The 14,539-nt window shown below is 65.7% G+C and carries 15 protein-coding genes and 1 tRNA gene; 6 read left to right on the top strand and 10 right to left on the bottom strand.

Annotation, left to right across the window (positions count from 1 at the left end; genetic code table 11):
- Positions 1 to 7: 7 nt before the first annotated feature.
- Complete coding sequence (locus tag AC1VXD_RS09715) at positions 8 to 220, top strand: hypothetical protein (RefSeq protein ID WP_482991879.1); 213 nt, start codon at positions 8 to 10, stop codon at positions 218 to 220.
- Positions 217 to 1,461 (top strand): hypothetical protein, encoded by a 1,245-nt coding sequence (locus tag AC1VXD_RS09710; RefSeq protein ID WP_482991878.1) that lies wholly within the window; start codon positions 217 to 219, stop codon positions 1,459 to 1,461. Before AC1VXD_RS09715 ends, AC1VXD_RS09710 begins: the two co-directional genes overlap by 4 nt.
- 43 nt (positions 1,462 to 1,504) lie before the next feature.
- On the opposite strand, the gene AC1VXD_RS09705 is transcribed toward AC1VXD_RS09710, so the two are convergent.
- Positions 1,505 to 2,224 carry a hypothetical protein gene (locus AC1VXD_RS09705; protein ID WP_482991877.1) on the bottom strand — a complete coding sequence of 240 codons (720 nt, stop codon included), beginning with the start codon at positions 2,222 to 2,224 and terminating at the stop codon, positions 1,505 to 1,507.
- A gap of 149 nt (positions 2,225 to 2,373) precedes the next feature.
- Between AC1VXD_RS09705 and AC1VXD_RS09700 the strand changes: the two genes are divergently transcribed.
- Genes AC1VXD_RS09700 through AC1VXD_RS09685 form a run of 4 tightly spaced genes read left to right on the top strand, consistent with a single transcriptional unit; the run spans position 2,374 to position 4,625 of the window.
- Positions 2,374 to 3,537: a DNA-methyltransferase gene (locus AC1VXD_RS09700; RefSeq protein WP_482991876.1), complete on the top strand. Its 1,164-nt coding sequence runs from the start codon at positions 2,374 to 2,376 to the stop codon at positions 3,535 to 3,537.
- Complete coding sequence (locus AC1VXD_RS09695) at positions 3,534 to 4,124, top strand: hypothetical protein (RefSeq protein WP_482991875.1); 591 nt, start codon at positions 3,534 to 3,536, stop codon at positions 4,122 to 4,124. Before AC1VXD_RS09700 ends, AC1VXD_RS09695 begins: the two co-directional genes overlap by 4 nt.
- On the top strand, positions 4,121 to 4,435 hold the full coding sequence (locus AC1VXD_RS09690) for a hypothetical protein (protein ID WP_482991874.1): 315 nt from the start codon (positions 4,121 to 4,123) through the stop codon (positions 4,433 to 4,435). The genes AC1VXD_RS09695 and AC1VXD_RS09690 overlap by 4 nt, the downstream gene beginning before the upstream one ends.
- Positions 4,436 to 4,439: 4 nt before the next feature.
- Entirely contained in the window at positions 4,440 to 4,625 is a 186-nt protein-coding gene (locus tag AC1VXD_RS09685; RefSeq protein WP_482991873.1) for a helix-turn-helix transcriptional regulator, read from the top strand.
- Between the two features lie 77 nt (positions 4,626 to 4,702).
- On the opposite strand, the gene AC1VXD_RS09680 is transcribed toward AC1VXD_RS09685, so the two are convergent.
- From AC1VXD_RS09680 to AC1VXD_RS09640, 9 genes are all read right to left on the bottom strand, one after another.
- A tRNA-Ser gene (locus AC1VXD_RS09680) sits at positions 4,703 to 4,795 on the bottom strand.
- Positions 4,796 to 4,874: 79 nt separating this feature from the next.
- Positions 4,875 to 5,078 carry a carbon storage regulator CsrA gene (gene csrA / locus AC1VXD_RS09675; protein WP_079221459.1) on the bottom strand — a complete coding sequence of 68 codons (204 nt, stop codon included), beginning with the start codon at positions 5,076 to 5,078 and terminating at the stop codon, positions 4,875 to 4,877.
- Between the two features lie 151 nt (positions 5,079 to 5,229).
- A complete protein-coding gene (gene alaS / locus AC1VXD_RS09670; protein WP_482991872.1) occupies positions 5,230 to 7,878 on the bottom strand; it encodes an alanine--tRNA ligase in 2,649 nt (882 codons plus the stop codon).
- 111 nt (positions 7,879 to 7,989) lie between these two features.
- Positions 7,990 to 8,478, bottom strand: a complete 489-nt coding sequence (gene recX / locus AC1VXD_RS09665) for a recombination regulator RecX (protein WP_482991871.1) — start codon at positions 8,476 to 8,478, stop codon at positions 7,990 to 7,992.
- 111 nt (positions 8,479 to 8,589) lie between these two features.
- Positions 8,590 to 9,627, bottom strand: a complete 1,038-nt coding sequence (recA, locus tag AC1VXD_RS09660) for a recombinase RecA (protein ID WP_079221456.1) — start codon at positions 9,625 to 9,627, stop codon at positions 8,590 to 8,592.
- 218 nt (positions 9,628 to 9,845) lie between these two features.
- Positions 9,846 to 10,481, bottom strand: a complete 636-nt coding sequence (lexA, locus tag AC1VXD_RS09655) for a transcriptional repressor LexA (RefSeq protein ID WP_482991870.1) — start codon at positions 10,479 to 10,481, stop codon at positions 9,846 to 9,848.
- A gap of 175 nt (positions 10,482 to 10,656) precedes the next feature.
- Positions 10,657 to 12,339 carry a 2-polyprenylphenol 6-hydroxylase gene (gene ubiB / locus AC1VXD_RS09650; protein ID WP_482991869.1) on the bottom strand — a complete coding sequence of 561 codons (1,683 nt, stop codon included), beginning with the start codon at positions 12,337 to 12,339 and terminating at the stop codon, positions 10,657 to 10,659.
- 35 nt (positions 12,340 to 12,374) lie between these two features.
- Positions 12,375 to 12,869 (bottom strand): CinA family protein, encoded by a 495-nt coding sequence (locus AC1VXD_RS09645; protein ID WP_420883704.1) that lies wholly within the window; start codon positions 12,867 to 12,869, stop codon positions 12,375 to 12,377.
- Positions 12,870 to 12,936: 67 nt separating this feature from the next.
- Entirely contained in the window at positions 12,937 to 14,244 is a 1,308-nt protein-coding gene (locus AC1VXD_RS09640) for an MFS family transporter (RefSeq protein WP_482991868.1), read from the bottom strand.
- Positions 14,245 to 14,539 lie beyond the last annotated feature (295 nt).

Genomic DNA, 14,539 nt, shown 5'->3' with positions numbered 1-14,539 from the left:
GAACCGCATGCGCAACCAGCTCGACATTTTCAAGGACGACCCGGTCCGCATGGCCAAGGCCAACCGCGAAGCCGCCGACCACGCGCTGACCGACAAGCAGTTCACCGAAAGCGAGCGCCAGGAGCGCGCCGCCTACTACACCCGCGAGGCAGAGCGCTGGGAATTCAGCGCCGCCCTCGGCGGCCAGCAGATCAACGGCGCAAAGGAGCCGCGAGCATGAGCGACAACACGAACAAGCATGGCGCCCACGTTGCGCCGACCACGCCACCCGAACGGTGGTCGCATCGACGCGCGGAAGAGTTGAACGAGGCAGTGCATGTGGCGCTGAACGTTCACGCGCCAGCGCTGAGCCAGCGGAAGCGCGATGCGGTCAGCTCGCACGTTAGGCAACAGCTGATCGACAGCCACACGTCGTGCAATGCGCTCACGGACCCTGCGCAGAGCTTCCAGGGTGACGTGGCCACCTGGATGGGCCAGTGCTTCCCACCGTCGCTCTCCAGCAACATGACCGAGCGCGGCGACCGTCTGCTGGAAGAAGTGCTAGAGCTGCTGCAGGCCCACGGCTACGACAGCGCGCGTGTTTCCACTCTGGTCAACTACGTGTTCGGCCGCCCAGTCGGCGAGCCGGCGCAGGAAGTCGGCGGCGTCATGGTCACCCTCGCCGCCTACTGCATCGTGGCCGGCCTGAGCATGCAGGCCGATGGGCAGGCCGAACTGGACCGCATCAACCAGCCGGAGGTGATAGCGCGGATCCGGGCGAAACAGGAGGCCAAGAACGCGCTGCACTTCGACACGCCGCTGCCGGGTAGCGCCGCCCAGGCCTCCCCAGACGGTCAAGGGAATGCGCTGTCAGTAATCATCGCCGCGCTTGAATCCAGCAAGCCGACGCATGACCTTTACCCGGAGCCGAGGCTGCGTCATGCCGAAGCGCTGACCTATGCTCGCGCCCTCGCCGCCCGCCAAGCAGTAGGGGCTGTGTCGAGCATCGACTACGAAGACCTGTTGGACCAAGCCAAGGATTTGATCCAATGCGGTTGTAGCGTTAACGGTGCCTTCGAATGGCTGCTGGACCAGCTGACCGACGGCGAAGCGCTCGTCGCCCCGCCCGCGCAGGCCGTGGACCTTCCCTACTCGCTCGATGCCGACCCGGCAGGTATCCGCGCCCGCGTGTGCGATGCAATCACCGGCACGTTGATGGTCGGCGCGCAGGGCCACACGCCGCCGCCGGCTGGTCACTGGGCTGAACCGTTCTGGAAAGCGGCGCGTGCCGATGCGACTACGCAGGCCGCGGATCTGACAGCAGTTCGCACCGCTTTGGATGCTGCAGAAGGCTTGGCCGTGGCTTGCGCGTCGGTCGATTGCTATTCCCGCGAGGAAGTCGCCGCCAGTGGCCGTGCGGTGAAGCAGCAGTTTGCCGATGCACGCGCCCTGATCGACAGCCAGGCGGTGCGCAATGGGTAAGGGAATGTCTATCGGTCCGTGCTGGACCTGCGATGAAGTGACTTCAATTCAGAACAATCCTTCCGTCAGCACTGTACTCAACGGTATGCATGCCGACGTATTGCCTAATTGCATTTGCGCATTCGACTGCAACATCGAACACCGTATTAGCCATGCGCTCGAGCTCCACCCAGTCGTTCATGCCGCGCTCGTATGTCACGGAATCGTAGTCCTCGTCATCGCAGCGCTCGAGCACGTGCTTTGCCGCCGACTGCAGCAATCGGTAGTGGCCAAGCAAACGGGCGAGCTGATGCGCAACGGTATCAGGAAGGTTGTGGATTCGACCTATGGAGTTTTCGGAGCTTGCCATCTCATCGATTGCGACACGCAGTCTCAGCTGCCTGGTCAACTTCCCGTCGATCGTCATAACGCTATAGGTGGAACTGTCGGCCGTGAGCATCAGGCGTTGAATCAAACCACGTATGCCGTGAATCGACATAGGCAATGCACCGATTTCGGCGACAAGCATATGTCCAAGAACTTCGCCCGCCTTGACGCGCTGGATTTCCATTTCCCGATGTTGCTGAGCTGCGATTTCCACGGCACGTTCAGCGATTCGGCTCGATCTTCTCGCCGTAATCCAAGCAAACAGACCCACAAAGAAGCTTGCGATGGCAGCGACCGTATCCCACTCGATGGAGCAGCCCGATCCGGGGACGCAAGGGAAGGCGGAATCCCACAAACCTCTGAGAAAGGCGCCAGCAGCGGCAAAAGCCACGTCCATATGTCATCTCCTCACGTAAGGATTTGGATTCTGCCACGACCTTCAGCCCTTGAGACAGGCCCCGCGCGCGCACGAGGATCCAGCGCCCGGTGGCTGCGTCAGGAGAGCTTTGGTACTTGCTCGGCCGCCTGCCTAACAGGCTCACGCGCATGATCCACGTCGGAGACTGCCTGGAAGTGATGCGCGGGATGGCCGATAACTCGGTCGACGCCATCGTGACCGATCCCCCCTATGGCCTGTCCTTCATGGGCAAGCGCTGGGATTGCGACGTGCCCAGTACCGATATCTGGGCCGAGTGCCTGCGCGTGCTAAAACCGGGCGGCCACCTGCTGGCTTTCGCGGGCACGCGCACGCAGCACCGCATGGCCGTTCGTATCGAGGATGCCGGTTTCGAGATCCGCGACATGATCGCCTGGGTCTACGGATCGGGCTTTCCGAAGTCGCACAACGGCGAATGGGGCGGAACCGCCCTGAAGCCCGCAATGGAGCCCATCACCGTGGCCCGCAAGCCGCTGACCGGTACAGTCCAGGCGAACTGGCGCCAGCACGGCACTGGTGGACTGAACATCGATTCTTGCCGCGTAGGTGTCGAAAGTACTCGCCGGCCCATGGGCAAGCTAACGAGCAAAGGAATTCCCGGCGGCGGGTTCGGATCCGCGGAGCGGTTGGGCAATCGTGAACTGGTGGGCGATGGCGGAAGCGATTGTGGCCGCTGGCCCGCCAACCTCATCCACGATGGTAGCGAGGAAGTCCTCGCAGCCTTCCCTGTAGCGCCGGGACAGAAAGCTGACCTGAGCAATGATGGGAATAGTGCCCGCTTCGCGACCGTGTACGTCGGCGGGCCGCTTCCGCGCGACGGCGAAGCGAGCTCCAACAGCTCCAACCGTGGATCGGTCGGCTTCAAGATGCGCCCTGGTGCACGCCGCTTGGATAGCGGCAGCGCTGCCCGGTTCTTCTACTGCGCCAAGGCCACGCGCGAGGACCGCAACGACGGTCTGGATTCCTCCTCGGCGCCGGCCGTATCCGTCAACGCGACGATGCGGGATCGTGAGACCGCAAACTGGCGTGCGCGTAATCGAAACCACCACCCCACGGTGAAGCCAACGGACCTGATGCGCTACCTGTGCCGTCTTGTCACTCCGGCCGGAGGCCTAGTCCTCGATCCATTCGCCGGCAGCGGCAGTACCGGCCGCGCAGCCATCGCAGAGGGCTTTCAGTTCGTCGGGATCGAGCTGGATCCCGAGTACGCAGCAATTGCCGAGGCGCGGTGCCGCGCCGTCCAGCCCGGCCTGTCTTTTGGAGACGTAGCTTGAACGCAACCGCATTCCCCACCACCCCAGCGGCCGCCGCTGACGCCTGCCAGGCATCCTCGCCCGTCGCCGCGGTCGTCGCCACCATGCGTCGCCTGGGCGCCGCCGGCGCGCCGATCTCGGCCGACCAGGTACGCGAGTGGAGCGACACCCTGCTGCAGGAGTTGTATACCCAGCCGCCCGTCCGCTGGGAGTACCGGCACCAAGGCGACTCGCGCCCCGGCTGCTGGATGACCGCGACCCCGGAACACGTCTATCACGCCCGCGTTCGCCGCTGGGTCGTCCGGGCCCTGTGGGAAACCCCGCGCGTCATCCAGCCCGAGCGCGACCACGCGTTCAAGGCCGGCGTGTGCACCAGGTGCGGCGACCCCGAGGACTGGGCCGGCCCCGACTGCAATCCGATGGTCAAACCCGTGGACCCGCGCACCCGCCTCCCTATCGACCCGCGCTGGCTGGTCGAGCCCTTGAAATGGCTTCGCGATGCAGGGCCTCACCCGGTTGGCCGCTACGACAGGGAGCGCCGCGCGAGGGAAGCCGCCTTCCTGCTGGAAAAGATCGAAGCCCACATCCTGGAGTGCCAGAAGCCATGACGCAGAAACACATCAGCCATCCCGAAGGCCTGCCGAACTGCGCCGCCGGCCACCGCGCGCGCCACATCCACGACCTGCGCGGGCCGGCCGCCGGCGGCGGCCATTTGGTCGAATGCGCCTGCAGGGCGACCTGCAAGAGCCAGGATCCCGAGAAGGCATTGGCCGAGTGGCGGCGCATCAACCGCCCGGCCCGCAGCGCGCGGGCGCCGGGCGCGCAGGAAGTGGCCGACAACGTGGTGCAGTTCAACCTCAGCCTGGTCGATCAGTCGACACAGCGGCAGCGCGCGGAAGGCAATCATGGGCGCCGCTGAGCGAATGGAAGAACTGCTGTCGCTGGATCGCGTCCGGCAGATGACGGGCATGGGGACGACCTTCATCTATGGCGAGATCAAGGCTGGCCGCTTCCCCCGCTCTATCCGCATCGGCCGGCGCGCACTGTGGATACAATCCGAGGTGCAGGGCTGGGTTCGGCAGCAGATCGCCCAGAATCGGCCACTGTAAGTGGATGGGTAGGTGGGCGGGTAGGAATTACTGAGACAACAAAAAAGCCCCTATTTCTAGGGGCTTTTTTGAGTATCTGGCGGAGCGAGAGGGATTCGAACCCTCGATAGAGCTTTTGACCCTATACTCCCTTAGCAGGGGAGCCCCTTCAGCCACTCGGGCATCGCTCCGGGGTTTTCTCCGCGTCTGGTGCAGTGCACCTCAGCGGGGCGTGAATCATAACGTTAATCAGACGCGAAGGTAAAGCTTTTATTCGCCGGAATTTTCACTTCCGGTGCTGCCGGCTTCATCACCACGCTGGATGCGCTGGTAGATCTCTTCGCGATGCACAGCAACGTCCTTCGGCGCGGTGATACCGATGCGCACCTGGTTGCCCTTGACGCCGAGCACGGTGACGCTCACCGAGTCTCCGATCATCAGGGTTTCGCCGACGCGGCGAGTCAAGATCAACATTTTAGTAAGTCTCCATGGAACCGTGTGGAAGGGTATCCCCCACCGGCTTGACGCTCCGTCAAGAAGCGTCCCCACGACAAAGGGAAAAGATTTCGCAATGGTACCGTCAGCCGTCCCGCTCCTACAAGGAGGGGGACGGCAGGGGTTCACATCACAGGCGGGGGCCGACCCATTCGACAACCGCGGCCAGAGCGGTAGCAAGGGCGGGCCCGTCCTCGCCACCACCCTGGGCGAGGTCCGGGCGTCCGCCGCCCTTGCCCCCGATCTGACTGGCAATATGGGACAACAGTTCCCCGGCCTTGACCTTGCCCATTGCACTGCCGTTCACGCCCGCGACCAGCGCGGCCTTGCCGTCCTGGGTGCCGGCCAGCACGATCACGGCGTTGCCCAGCTGCTGCTTCATGCGGTCCATGGCATCACGCAGGGCCTTGGCGTCAAAGCCTTCCAGGCGGGCGGCCAGCACCTTCACACCGGCAACCTCGACGGCCTGATTGGAGAGATCGGCGGTAGCGCCGGCGGCGACCTTGGCCTTCACGGCTTCCAGCTCACGCTCCAGCTGCTTCTGGCGCAGGCCCAGGGCGCGGATCTTCTCGACCACATCAGCGGCGCTGCCGCCCAGCAGTTCTGCCGCTTCGGCCAGGCGTGCCTCTTCGGCTGCCACATAGTCCAGGGCGCCCTGGCCGGTGACCGCCTCGATGCGGCGCACGCCGGCCGAGACACCGCCTTCGGAAGTGATCTTGAACAGACCGATGTCGCCGGTGCGGCTGACGTGGGTACCACCACACAGTTCGGTGGAGTAGTCACCCATCTTCAGTACGCGCACGTTCTCGCCGTACTTCTCGCCGAACAGGGCCATCGCGCCGAAATCCAACGCTTCCTGCATGCCCATGTTGTGCACTTCGGCGGCGTTGTTGGCGCGCACCTGCTGGTTGACCTTGCGCTCGATCACGGCCAGTTCTTCGGCACTGATCGACTGGTAGTGCGAGAAGTCGAAACGCAGGCGGTCCGGTGCGACCAACGAACCCTTCTGCTGCACGTGGGTGCCCAGCACTTCGCGCAGGGCGGCGTGCAGGAGGTGGGTGGCCGAGTGGTTGAGGATGGTGGCACTGCGGCGCTCGCCATCGACCTGGCCGGACAGCTCGTCGCCGACCTTCAAGCCGCCTTCGGACAGGATGCCGACGTGGCCATGGAACTGGCCCGCGAACTTCTGTGTATCGCTGACCACCAAGCGCACGCCGTTGCCGGCCAGCACGCCGGTGTCACCGACCTGGCCGCCGGATTCGGCGTAGAACGGGGTCTGGTTGGTGATGACGATCACCGCGTCGCCGGCGTCTGCCGACTGCGCCGGGCGGCCGTCCTTGAGCAGGGCCAGCACGGTCAGGCCGTCGGCCTGCAGGCGGTCGTAGCCCAGGAACAGGGTCGGGGTCAGGGTCGCCACCAGCTCGGCCGGCAGGGTCACGCCGCCACCGAACTTGCCGGCGGCACGCGCGGTCTCGCGCTGCTGCTCCATCGCAGCATCGAAGCCGTCGGTATCAACGGTCAGCTCGCGCTCGCGGGCGATGTCCTGGGTCAGGTCCAGCGGGAAGCCGTAGGTGTCGTACAGGCGGAACGCGTCGACGCCGGGGATCACGCCGTTGCTGGCCTTGGCTGCCACGTCCTCGAAGATCTTCATGCCGGCGTCGAGGGTTTCAGCGAAACGCTCCTCTTCGGCCTGCAGCGCACGGACCACGGTATCGGCCTGGGCCGGCAGTTCCGGATAAGCCTCACCCATCAGCTCGACCAGGGTCGGCACCAGCTTGCTGAAGAACGGCTGGCGCACGCCCAGCATCCAGCCGTGGCGCAGGGCGCGGCGGATGATGCGGCGCAGGACATAGCCGCGGCCTTCGTTGGACGGCAGCACGCCGTCGACGATCAGGAACGAGCAGGCGCGGATGTGATCGGCGATCACGCGCAGCGACTTGTTCTCCAGGTCGGCCATGCCGGTCAGCTCGGACGCCTTGCGGATCAGCGCCTGGAACAGGTCGATCTCGTAGTTGGTGTGCACGTGCTGCAGGATCGCCGCCAGGCGCTCCAGGCCCATGCCGGTATCCACGCAGGGGGCCGGCAGCGGCACCAGGGTGCCGTCGCTCTGGCGGTCGAACTGCATGAACACGAGGTTCCAGATCTCGATGAAGCGGTCACCATCTTCATCCGGCGAGCCCGGGGGGCCGCCCGCGATGTGGTCGCCGTGGTCGTAGAAGATCTCGGTGCACGGGCCGCAGGGGCCGGTGTCGGCCATCTGCCAGAAGTTGTCCGACGCGTACGGGGCGCCCTTGTTGTCGCCGATGCGCACGATGCGCTCTTCCGGGATGCCGACCATGTCGCGCCAGAGCGCGTAGGCCTCATCGTCGGTCTGGTAGACGGTGACCAGCAGGCGCTCGGCCGGCAGCTTCCAGACCTGGGTCAGCAGTTCCCATGCCCAGGCGATGGCGTCCTTCTTGAAGTAATCACCGAAGGACCAGTTGCCCAGCATTTCGAAGAAGGTGTGGTGACGCGCGGTGTAGCCGACCTGGTCGAGATCGTTGTGCTTGCCACCGGCGCGCAGGCAGCGCTGGACGTCGGCCGCGCGCACGTAGCTGCGCTTTTCCGCGCCCAGGAACACGTCCTTGAACTGGACCATGCCGGAGTTGGTGAACAGCAGGGTCGGATCATTGCCCGGCACCAGCGGCGCCGACGGCACGATGGTGTGGCCTTTGCCCTTGAAGAACTCAAGGAAATCGCTACGGATCTGGGAAGTCGTGAATTTGGCGGGTGCGTTCATTGAGGGGGCTGGCAGTGTGCGGGCCGGCAGCCCCGAACCGCCGGCCTCACTGGCCAGGGTCGTAATGGACCGCCGAAAAACTAAAGGGTATCAGGCCCGGCGCCGCCAGTCTCAGTCATCCGGGTCGAAGCGGGTCGCGCGGCGGATGCTGTCCCCGTCGAAGCCCCGCCGGGCCAGCAGATCGGCGGCCTTGCGCCGCTGCGGCAGGTCCTGCGGGCCGTCCTCGCCGAAGCGGCGGCGGACCAGATCGCGGGCATTTTCCTGCCAGTCGCCTTCGTAGGTGTCCATCGCCGCGGTGATCGCCGCGCTGTCCAGCCCATGGGTGCCGAGCTCGGCACGGACGTGGATGGGCCCATAGCCGGTATTGGCCCGCATGCGGACGAGATTCTCCGCAAAGCGGGTGTCGTCCTGCCAGCCGGCCTCGGTCAGCTTGGCGACGGCAGTCTCGGCGGCCTCGCCTTCAATACCGCGTGCGGTCAGCTTGCGGGTAAGCTCCTTGCGCGAATGCTCACGCCGTACCAGCAGGCCCAAGGCACGCTGTAAGGGGGTCTGTTCGCGCGGCCGGCGCTTGCGGCCGGTGGGGGCGTCGGCATCGGACATTGCTCACTCCAAGGATGGCGCCGTCCCTGGCACCCTGCCCGTCCGTGGGCGGTTCGAACCTGCGGGACAGGGCGACGTCACTGACGGCACCGCCCTGCCCCACAGCAAGTCTTACTCGTCGTCGCCGTCGTCGTCGCCTTCCTCGCGGGCGGCTTCGGACGGCTGGAATTTCTCGCGCAGCTCGGCTTCCAGCTTGGCGGCGACGGTCGGGTTGTCGCGCAGGTAGCCGCGGGCGTTGTCCTTGCCCTGGCCGATGCGCTCTTCACCGTAGCTGTACCAGGCACCGGCCTTCTCGACGAGCTTGGCGTCCACGCCCATGTCGATCAGCTCGCCTTCGCGGCTGATGCCTTCGCCGTACAGGATCTCGGTGATGACCTGCTTGAACGGCGGCGCCAGCTTGTTCTTGACGACCTTGATCTTGGTCTGGTTGCCGATGATCTCGTCGCCCTTCTTGATCGCGCCGATACGACGGATGTCCAGGCGCACCGAGGCGTAGAACTTCAGTGCGTTGCCGCCGGTGGTCACTTCCGGGCTCTGGCCCGGCATCATCACGCCGATCTTCATGCGCAGCTGGTTGATGAAGACCACCAGGGTGTTGGAGCGCTTGATGTTGCCGGTCAGCTTGCGCAGGGCCTGGCTCATCAGGCGGGCCTGCAGGCCCGGCAGCTGGTCACCCATTTCGCCTTCGATTTCGGCCTTGGGGGTCAGCGCGGCGACCGAGTCGACCACCAGGATGTCCACCGAACCCGAACGGACCAGCATGTCGGCGATTTCCAGCGCCTGCTCACCGGTATCCGGCTGCGACAGCAGCAGGTCGTCCACGTTCACGCCCAGCTTGGCGGCGTAGATCGGATCCAGCGCGTGCTCGGCGTCGATGAAGGCAGCGGTGCCGCCCATCTTCTGGCATTCGGCGATGGCCTGCAGGGTCAGGGTGGTCTTGCCCGACGACTCTGGACCGTAGATTTCAACGACACGACCCTTCGGCAGGCCACCGATGCCCAGTGCGATGTCGAGCATCAGCGAGCCGGTCGGGATGGCTTCAACGGGTTCGACCACGCGGTCGCCCATGCGCATCACCGAGCCCTTGCCGAACTGCTTTTCGATCTGGCCCAGAGCAGCAGCCAATGCGCGCTTTTTGTTCTCGTCCATCGTGTTGCTCCTAGCAGAGGTCATGTCGTTGGGGGTGCTGTCTTTCGGGGTCTTCTTTGCCATGGGTTCACTTTAAGTCGGATGTATCGCACAGGCTGAGATTCTGCCCGGCGCTCAGAAAAGAATTATCGGACATCCGTACCAACCTCAGTGGAACCAGAGAATCGCCACAAAAGACCGCGGGGTAATGCTGGTGGAACAGGGCTGCTGCCAGGGGCTCAGCGGTTGGGCCGCAGCAGGCCGCAGTACAGGCCCTCGATCGCGAAATCCTGGTCGGGCAGGACCTCGATCGGCTTGTAGTCGGGGTTGCGCGGCAACAGGCGGATCCGGTCCTTGGCGATCTTCAGCAGCTTGACGGTGATCTCGTCGTCGATGCGGGCCACCACGATCTGCCCGGAGTGGGCGTCGCGGGTGCGGTGCACGCCGATCAGATCACCATCGAAGATGCCCTCGTCGATCATCGAATCGCCCTGCACCTTCAGCAGGTAATCCGGTGCCGGCGAGAAGAACACCCGGTCCAGCACCACGAAGTCGTCCGATCCGATGTCGGCGCCGATCGGCAGGCCGGCGGCGACACGGCCCAGCACCGGCAGGCGCAGGACGCTGTCGGGCAGGCCCGGCTCGGCCAGCTTCTCGATCGGCGGCGCCTGCACCAGGCGGATGCCGCGGGCCTGGCCGGGGATGCGACGGATCGCACCGGCCTGCTCGAGGGCCTCCAGGTGGTACTGGGCCGCGCGCACGCCCTTGAAGCCGAGAGCGCGGGCGATTTCAGTCTGCGACGGCGGTGCGCCTTCGCTCTCGATACGCTCGGCGATCAACTGCAGGATCGCCTGCTGGGTGTCGGTCAGGTCCATGATTAGTAGTATTACTACTAACTGGCAGCTGTGCAAGTGCCTGGGCGGGTTCTGTCGTGCCGAGCCCATGCTCGCCAATGGGCAATCGTCGCCGGGCATGGCCCGGCGCTAGCAGAATCGCTTCGCAATTATGTGGTTCCTTTGGAACCGCGACAGGCGCACTTCGTGCACCTGCCTACGCGTGCTTACCGCTTCTCCATATCGAGAACAGGATCCACACGCCGCAGAAGCCGGCACCAACGAAGCCGCAGACGCCCAGCGCCAGCAGCCAGCGGCTGGAGACGCCGCCGACGCTGTGCATGACGATGGACGAGCCGATGATCAGCGCGGCAGTGACGATGCCCATCACCAGGCGGTTGGCGGCGCGGTTCACCTGGTCGCCGAAGCCCTGCAGCGCGCTGGTCTCCACCTTCAGCTGCAGGCGTCCGCGGCGCGCGGCCTGGACCAGCCTGCGCAGGTCGCGCGGCAGTTCGCCGGCGAAGTCGATCATGCCCAGCAGGCTGCGCCGGCCGCGCTTGAGCAGCGCTCGCGGGGCGTAGCGCTGCAGCACCACCCGCTCCAGGAACGGGCGGGCGGCGCTGGCCATGTCGAAATCCGGGTCGAGCTGGCGGCCCATGCCCTCCAGGGTCAGGAAGGCCTTGATCATCAGCGCCAGGTCGGCCGGCAGGGTCAGGCTGTAACTGCGCAGCAGCTGGGTGATATCGCCCAGCATCAGGCCGATGCGCAGGTCCTTCAACGGCACGCCACGGTACTGGTCGACGAACTGGCTGATGTCGTGCTGCAGCCGGTTCTCATCGACATCCACGCCACCGGCCCAGTCCAGCAGGACGTCGGCCACGCCCTGCGGGTCCTGTTCGACCAGGCCATGCAGCAACTGTGCGACCTGGAAGCGGCGCACTTCGGACAGCGCGCCGACCATGCCGAAATCGATCACGCCGATGCGGCCGTCGCGCAGGTAGATGATGTTGCCGGGGTGCGGATCGGCGTGGAAGCTGCCGTCCTCCAGCACCATCTTCAGCACGATGTCGGCACCGCGCCGGGCCAGCTCACGGCGGTCCAGCCCAGCCGCATCCACGCCGGCCAGATCGCGGCCGGGAATGCCGTCGACGAAATCCTGGACGTTCAGGCTCTCGCAGGTCCACTGCCAGTGCACTTCGGGAATCAGGATGTCGTCGCGACCCTGGAAATTTCGGCTGATGCGCTCGGCGTTGCGGCACTCGGCGGCGAAATCCAGCTCGCGGCGCAGTGAAACGGTGAACTGCTGGACCACCTCGGCCGGGCGGTAGCGGCGCAGGTCGGGCAGCCGCGCCTCGACGATCTCGGCCAGGCGCGCGAGCAGGCGCAGGTCGGCTTCCACCACGTCGCGGATGCCTGGACGGCGCACCTTCAGCACCACCTCGCGGCCGTCATGCAGCCGCGCGCGATGAGCCTGGGCCAGCGAGGCGGCCGCCATCGGGGTTTCATCGAGGAAGGCGAATACCTGCAATGGCGATGCACCGAGGTCGGATTCCAGCTGCTCGCGGATGGCCGCGTACGGCAGCGCCGGCACCGCGTTCTGCAGTTCGGAAAGCTCGGAAATCCACTCCGGCGGCAGCAGGTCGACGCGGGTGGCCAGCACCTGTCCCAGCTTGACGAAGGTCGGGCCGAGATCCTGCAGGGCGCTGCGCACGCGCACCGGTGCGGTCATGCGCAGCATCTGCTGGCTTTCCTCGTTCCAGTGCAGCAGGCGACCGGCGCGCTCGAGCACGGTGGCCAGGCCGATGCGCCGGACCACGTCGCCGAAGCCGTAGCGGATCAGGACGGCCGCGATCTCCTGCAGCCGGCCCAGGTCACGGACGGTACCCAGCGTCTCCCACATCGGTGCCTACTCCGGTTCCATACCAGGCCAGCATGTCACAGCTGGGCGTCGATGCCGTGCAATGCCGCTGCCACGGTCTGCCGCCGTATGGCTTCGCGGTCACCCTCGAACTGGAACAGCTCGGCACGGGCGTAGCCGCCGCGGCGCTTCCAGCCGATCCAGACGCTGCCCACCGGCTTGTCCGGGCTGCCGCCGCCGGGCCCGGCGATGCCGGTCACCGCCACCGCGATGCCGGCACCGGAATTGATCAGCGCGCCGGATACCATTTCCAGCACGGCCTCACGGCTGACCGCGCCGAACTGTTCCAGGGTCTGCGCGCGCACGCCCAGCAGGCGTTGCTTGGCTTCGTAGCTGTAGACCACCATGCCACAGTCGAAGAACGCCGAGGAACCGGCGATATCGGTCATGCACTTGGCGATCCAGCCACCGCTGCAGCTTTCAGCGGTGACCAGTTGCAGCGCGGCCTGCTGCAGGCGCTGCCCAAGCGCGGCGGCCTGGGCATGGAGATCGGCGTCGGAGGGGAAGGACATCGGCATGGATCGAGGTAGCAACGGTCATCTTGTACCGCAGATCGGCAGCGCTGTCCTCACCTGCTCCTCAGTGGTCGTGGTGCAGGTAGCGCGCCTGGCGCGGCAGGCGCAGGCTCACCAGGAAAGCCACCACCATCATCACCGTGACGTACCAGAAGAACAGCTGCTCGTGGCCCAGGCTCTTCAGGCCCAGCGCGGCGTACTCGGCGCTGCCGCCGAAGATCGCGTTGCCGATGGCATAGGCCAGGCCGACGCCGAGCGCGCGCACCTGCGGCGGGAACATCTCGGCCTTCACGATGCCGGAAATGGAGGTGTAGAAGCTGACGATGGCCAGCGCCAGCACGATCAGGCCGAACGCCGCCCACGGGGTGCTGACGTGCTGCAGGGTGATCAGGATCGGCACGGTGGTGAGCGCGCCCAGCGCACCGAACAGCATCATGCTGGTGCGGCGGCCGATACGGTCGGACAGCATGCCGAACAGCGGCTGCATGCACATGTACAGGAACAGCGCGCCGGTCATCACGTAGCTGGCGGTCCTGATCGGCAGGTGCACCGTGTTGACCAGGAACTTCTGCATGTAGGTGGTGAAGGTGTAGAAGATCAGCGAGCCGCCGGCGGTATAGCCGAGCACGGTGAAGAAGGCAGCCTTGTGGTCACGAAACAGCGCGGACAGGCTGCCGGCGTCCTTGTCATCGCGGACGGCCTCGCTCTGCGTTTCGTGCAGGGTACGGCGCAGCAGCAGCGCGACCACGGCGGCGACGGCGCCGAGCACGAACGGGATGCGCCAGCCCCAGGCACGGATCTCGGCCTCGCTCAGAAGCGCTTCCATGATGACGATGACCAGCACTGCCAGCAGCTGGCCGCCGATGAGGGTGACGTACTGGAAGGAAGAGAAGAAGCCGCGCTGGCCGCGCAGGGCAACCTCGCTCATGTAGGTGGCGGTGGTGCCGTACTCGCCGCCGACCGACAGGCCCTGGATCAGGCGCGCAACCAGCAGCAGGACCGGTGCCATCGCACCGATGGTGGCGTAGGTCGGCAGGCAGGCGACCATCAGCGAGCCGCCGCACATCATGCTGACCGAGATCAGCAGCGATTTCTTGCGACCGAGGCGATCAGCGATGCGGCCGAACAGCCAGCCGCCGATCGGCCGCATCAGGAAGCCGGCGGCAAATACACCTGCCGTGTTGAGCAGCTGCACGGTCGGGTTGGAGGCCGGGAAAAACGCGCTGGCGAAGTAGATGGCGCAGAACGCGTAGACGTAGAAGTCGAACCATTCCACCAGGTTGCCGGATGAGGCCGACATGATGGCGAACACGCGGTGGCGTTTCTCCGCCGAGGTGTACTGGGGGAGTGCGTCGGGGCTGACGTGGGACATGGAAGGAACTCTGGGGTGCCGTGGGGGGCAGACCTTCGGATCATCCGCCCGACGGGCGTGAGGGGATGTGCACTATCGGGCGGCTGGAGTGCAGTAATCGGCCGGGAGTGCGATATGGAGTGTTCCTGCAGGGCTTGCAGCCCTGCACCTGCAGAAGCGGTAGTGCCGGCCGCTGGCCGGCACCTTCAGAAGCAAAAGCCTGCATTCCGAGGGATGGCGGGGCGGGTCCGGTTGAGGGGGACGCCGTAAACCCATCCATGGGGGCTTGGTCGCGGCATCCATGCCGCTCACACCC

This window comes from Stenotrophomonas sp. STEN054, assembly GCF_056854535.1.
This window is presented reverse-complemented; position numbering and strand designations above follow the sequence as displayed.

What these genes read in the sequence shown, in the direction of transcription:
- AC1VXD_RS09715 (WP_482991879.1), top strand. Translation starts at nt 8, where the DNA reads ATGCGCAACCAGCTCGACATTTTCAAGGACGACCCGGTCCGCATGGCC.
- AC1VXD_RS09710 (WP_482991878.1), top strand. Translation starts at nt 217, where the DNA reads ATGAGCGACAACACGAACAAGCATGGCGCCCACGTTGCGCCGACCACG.
- AC1VXD_RS09705 (WP_482991877.1), bottom strand. Translation starts at nt 2,224, where the DNA reads ATGGACGTGGCTTTTGCCGCTGCTGGCGCCTTTCTCAGAGGTTTGTGG.
- AC1VXD_RS09700 (WP_482991876.1), top strand. Translation starts at nt 2,374, where the DNA reads ATGATCCACGTCGGAGACTGCCTGGAAGTGATGCGCGGGATGGCCGAT.
- AC1VXD_RS09690 (WP_482991874.1), top strand. Translation starts at nt 4,121, where the DNA reads ATGACGCAGAAACACATCAGCCATCCCGAAGGCCTGCCGAACTGCGCC.
- AC1VXD_RS09685 (WP_482991873.1), top strand. Translation starts at nt 4,440, where the DNA reads ATGGAAGAACTGCTGTCGCTGGATCGCGTCCGGCAGATGACGGGCATG.
- csrA (WP_079221459.1), bottom strand. Translation starts at nt 5,078, where the DNA reads ATGTTGATCTTGACTCGCCGCGTCGGCGAAACCCTGATGATCGGAGAC.
- alaS (WP_482991872.1), bottom strand. Translation starts at nt 7,878, where the DNA reads ATGAACGCACCCGCCAAATTCACGACTTCCCAGATCCGTAGCGATTTC.
- recX (WP_482991871.1), bottom strand. Translation starts at nt 8,478, where the DNA reads ATGTCCGATGCCGACGCCCCCACCGGCCGCAAGCGCCGGCCGCGCGAA.
- recA (WP_079221456.1), bottom strand. Translation starts at nt 9,627, where the DNA reads ATGGACGAGAACAAAAAGCGCGCATTGGCTGCTGCTCTGGGCCAGATC.
- lexA (WP_482991870.1), bottom strand. Translation starts at nt 10,481, where the DNA reads ATGGACCTGACCGACACCCAGCAGGCGATCCTGCAGTTGATCGCCGAG.
- ubiB (WP_482991869.1), bottom strand. Translation starts at nt 12,339, where the DNA reads ATGTGGGAGACGCTGGGTACCGTCCGTGACCTGGGCCGGCTGCAGGAG.
- AC1VXD_RS09645 (WP_420883704.1), bottom strand. Translation starts at nt 12,869, where the DNA reads ATGTCCTTCCCCTCCGACGCCGATCTCCATGCCCAGGCCGCCGCGCTT.
- AC1VXD_RS09640 (WP_482991868.1), bottom strand. Translation starts at nt 14,244, where the DNA reads ATGTCCCACGTCAGCCCCGACGCACTCCCCCAGTACACCTCGGCGGAG.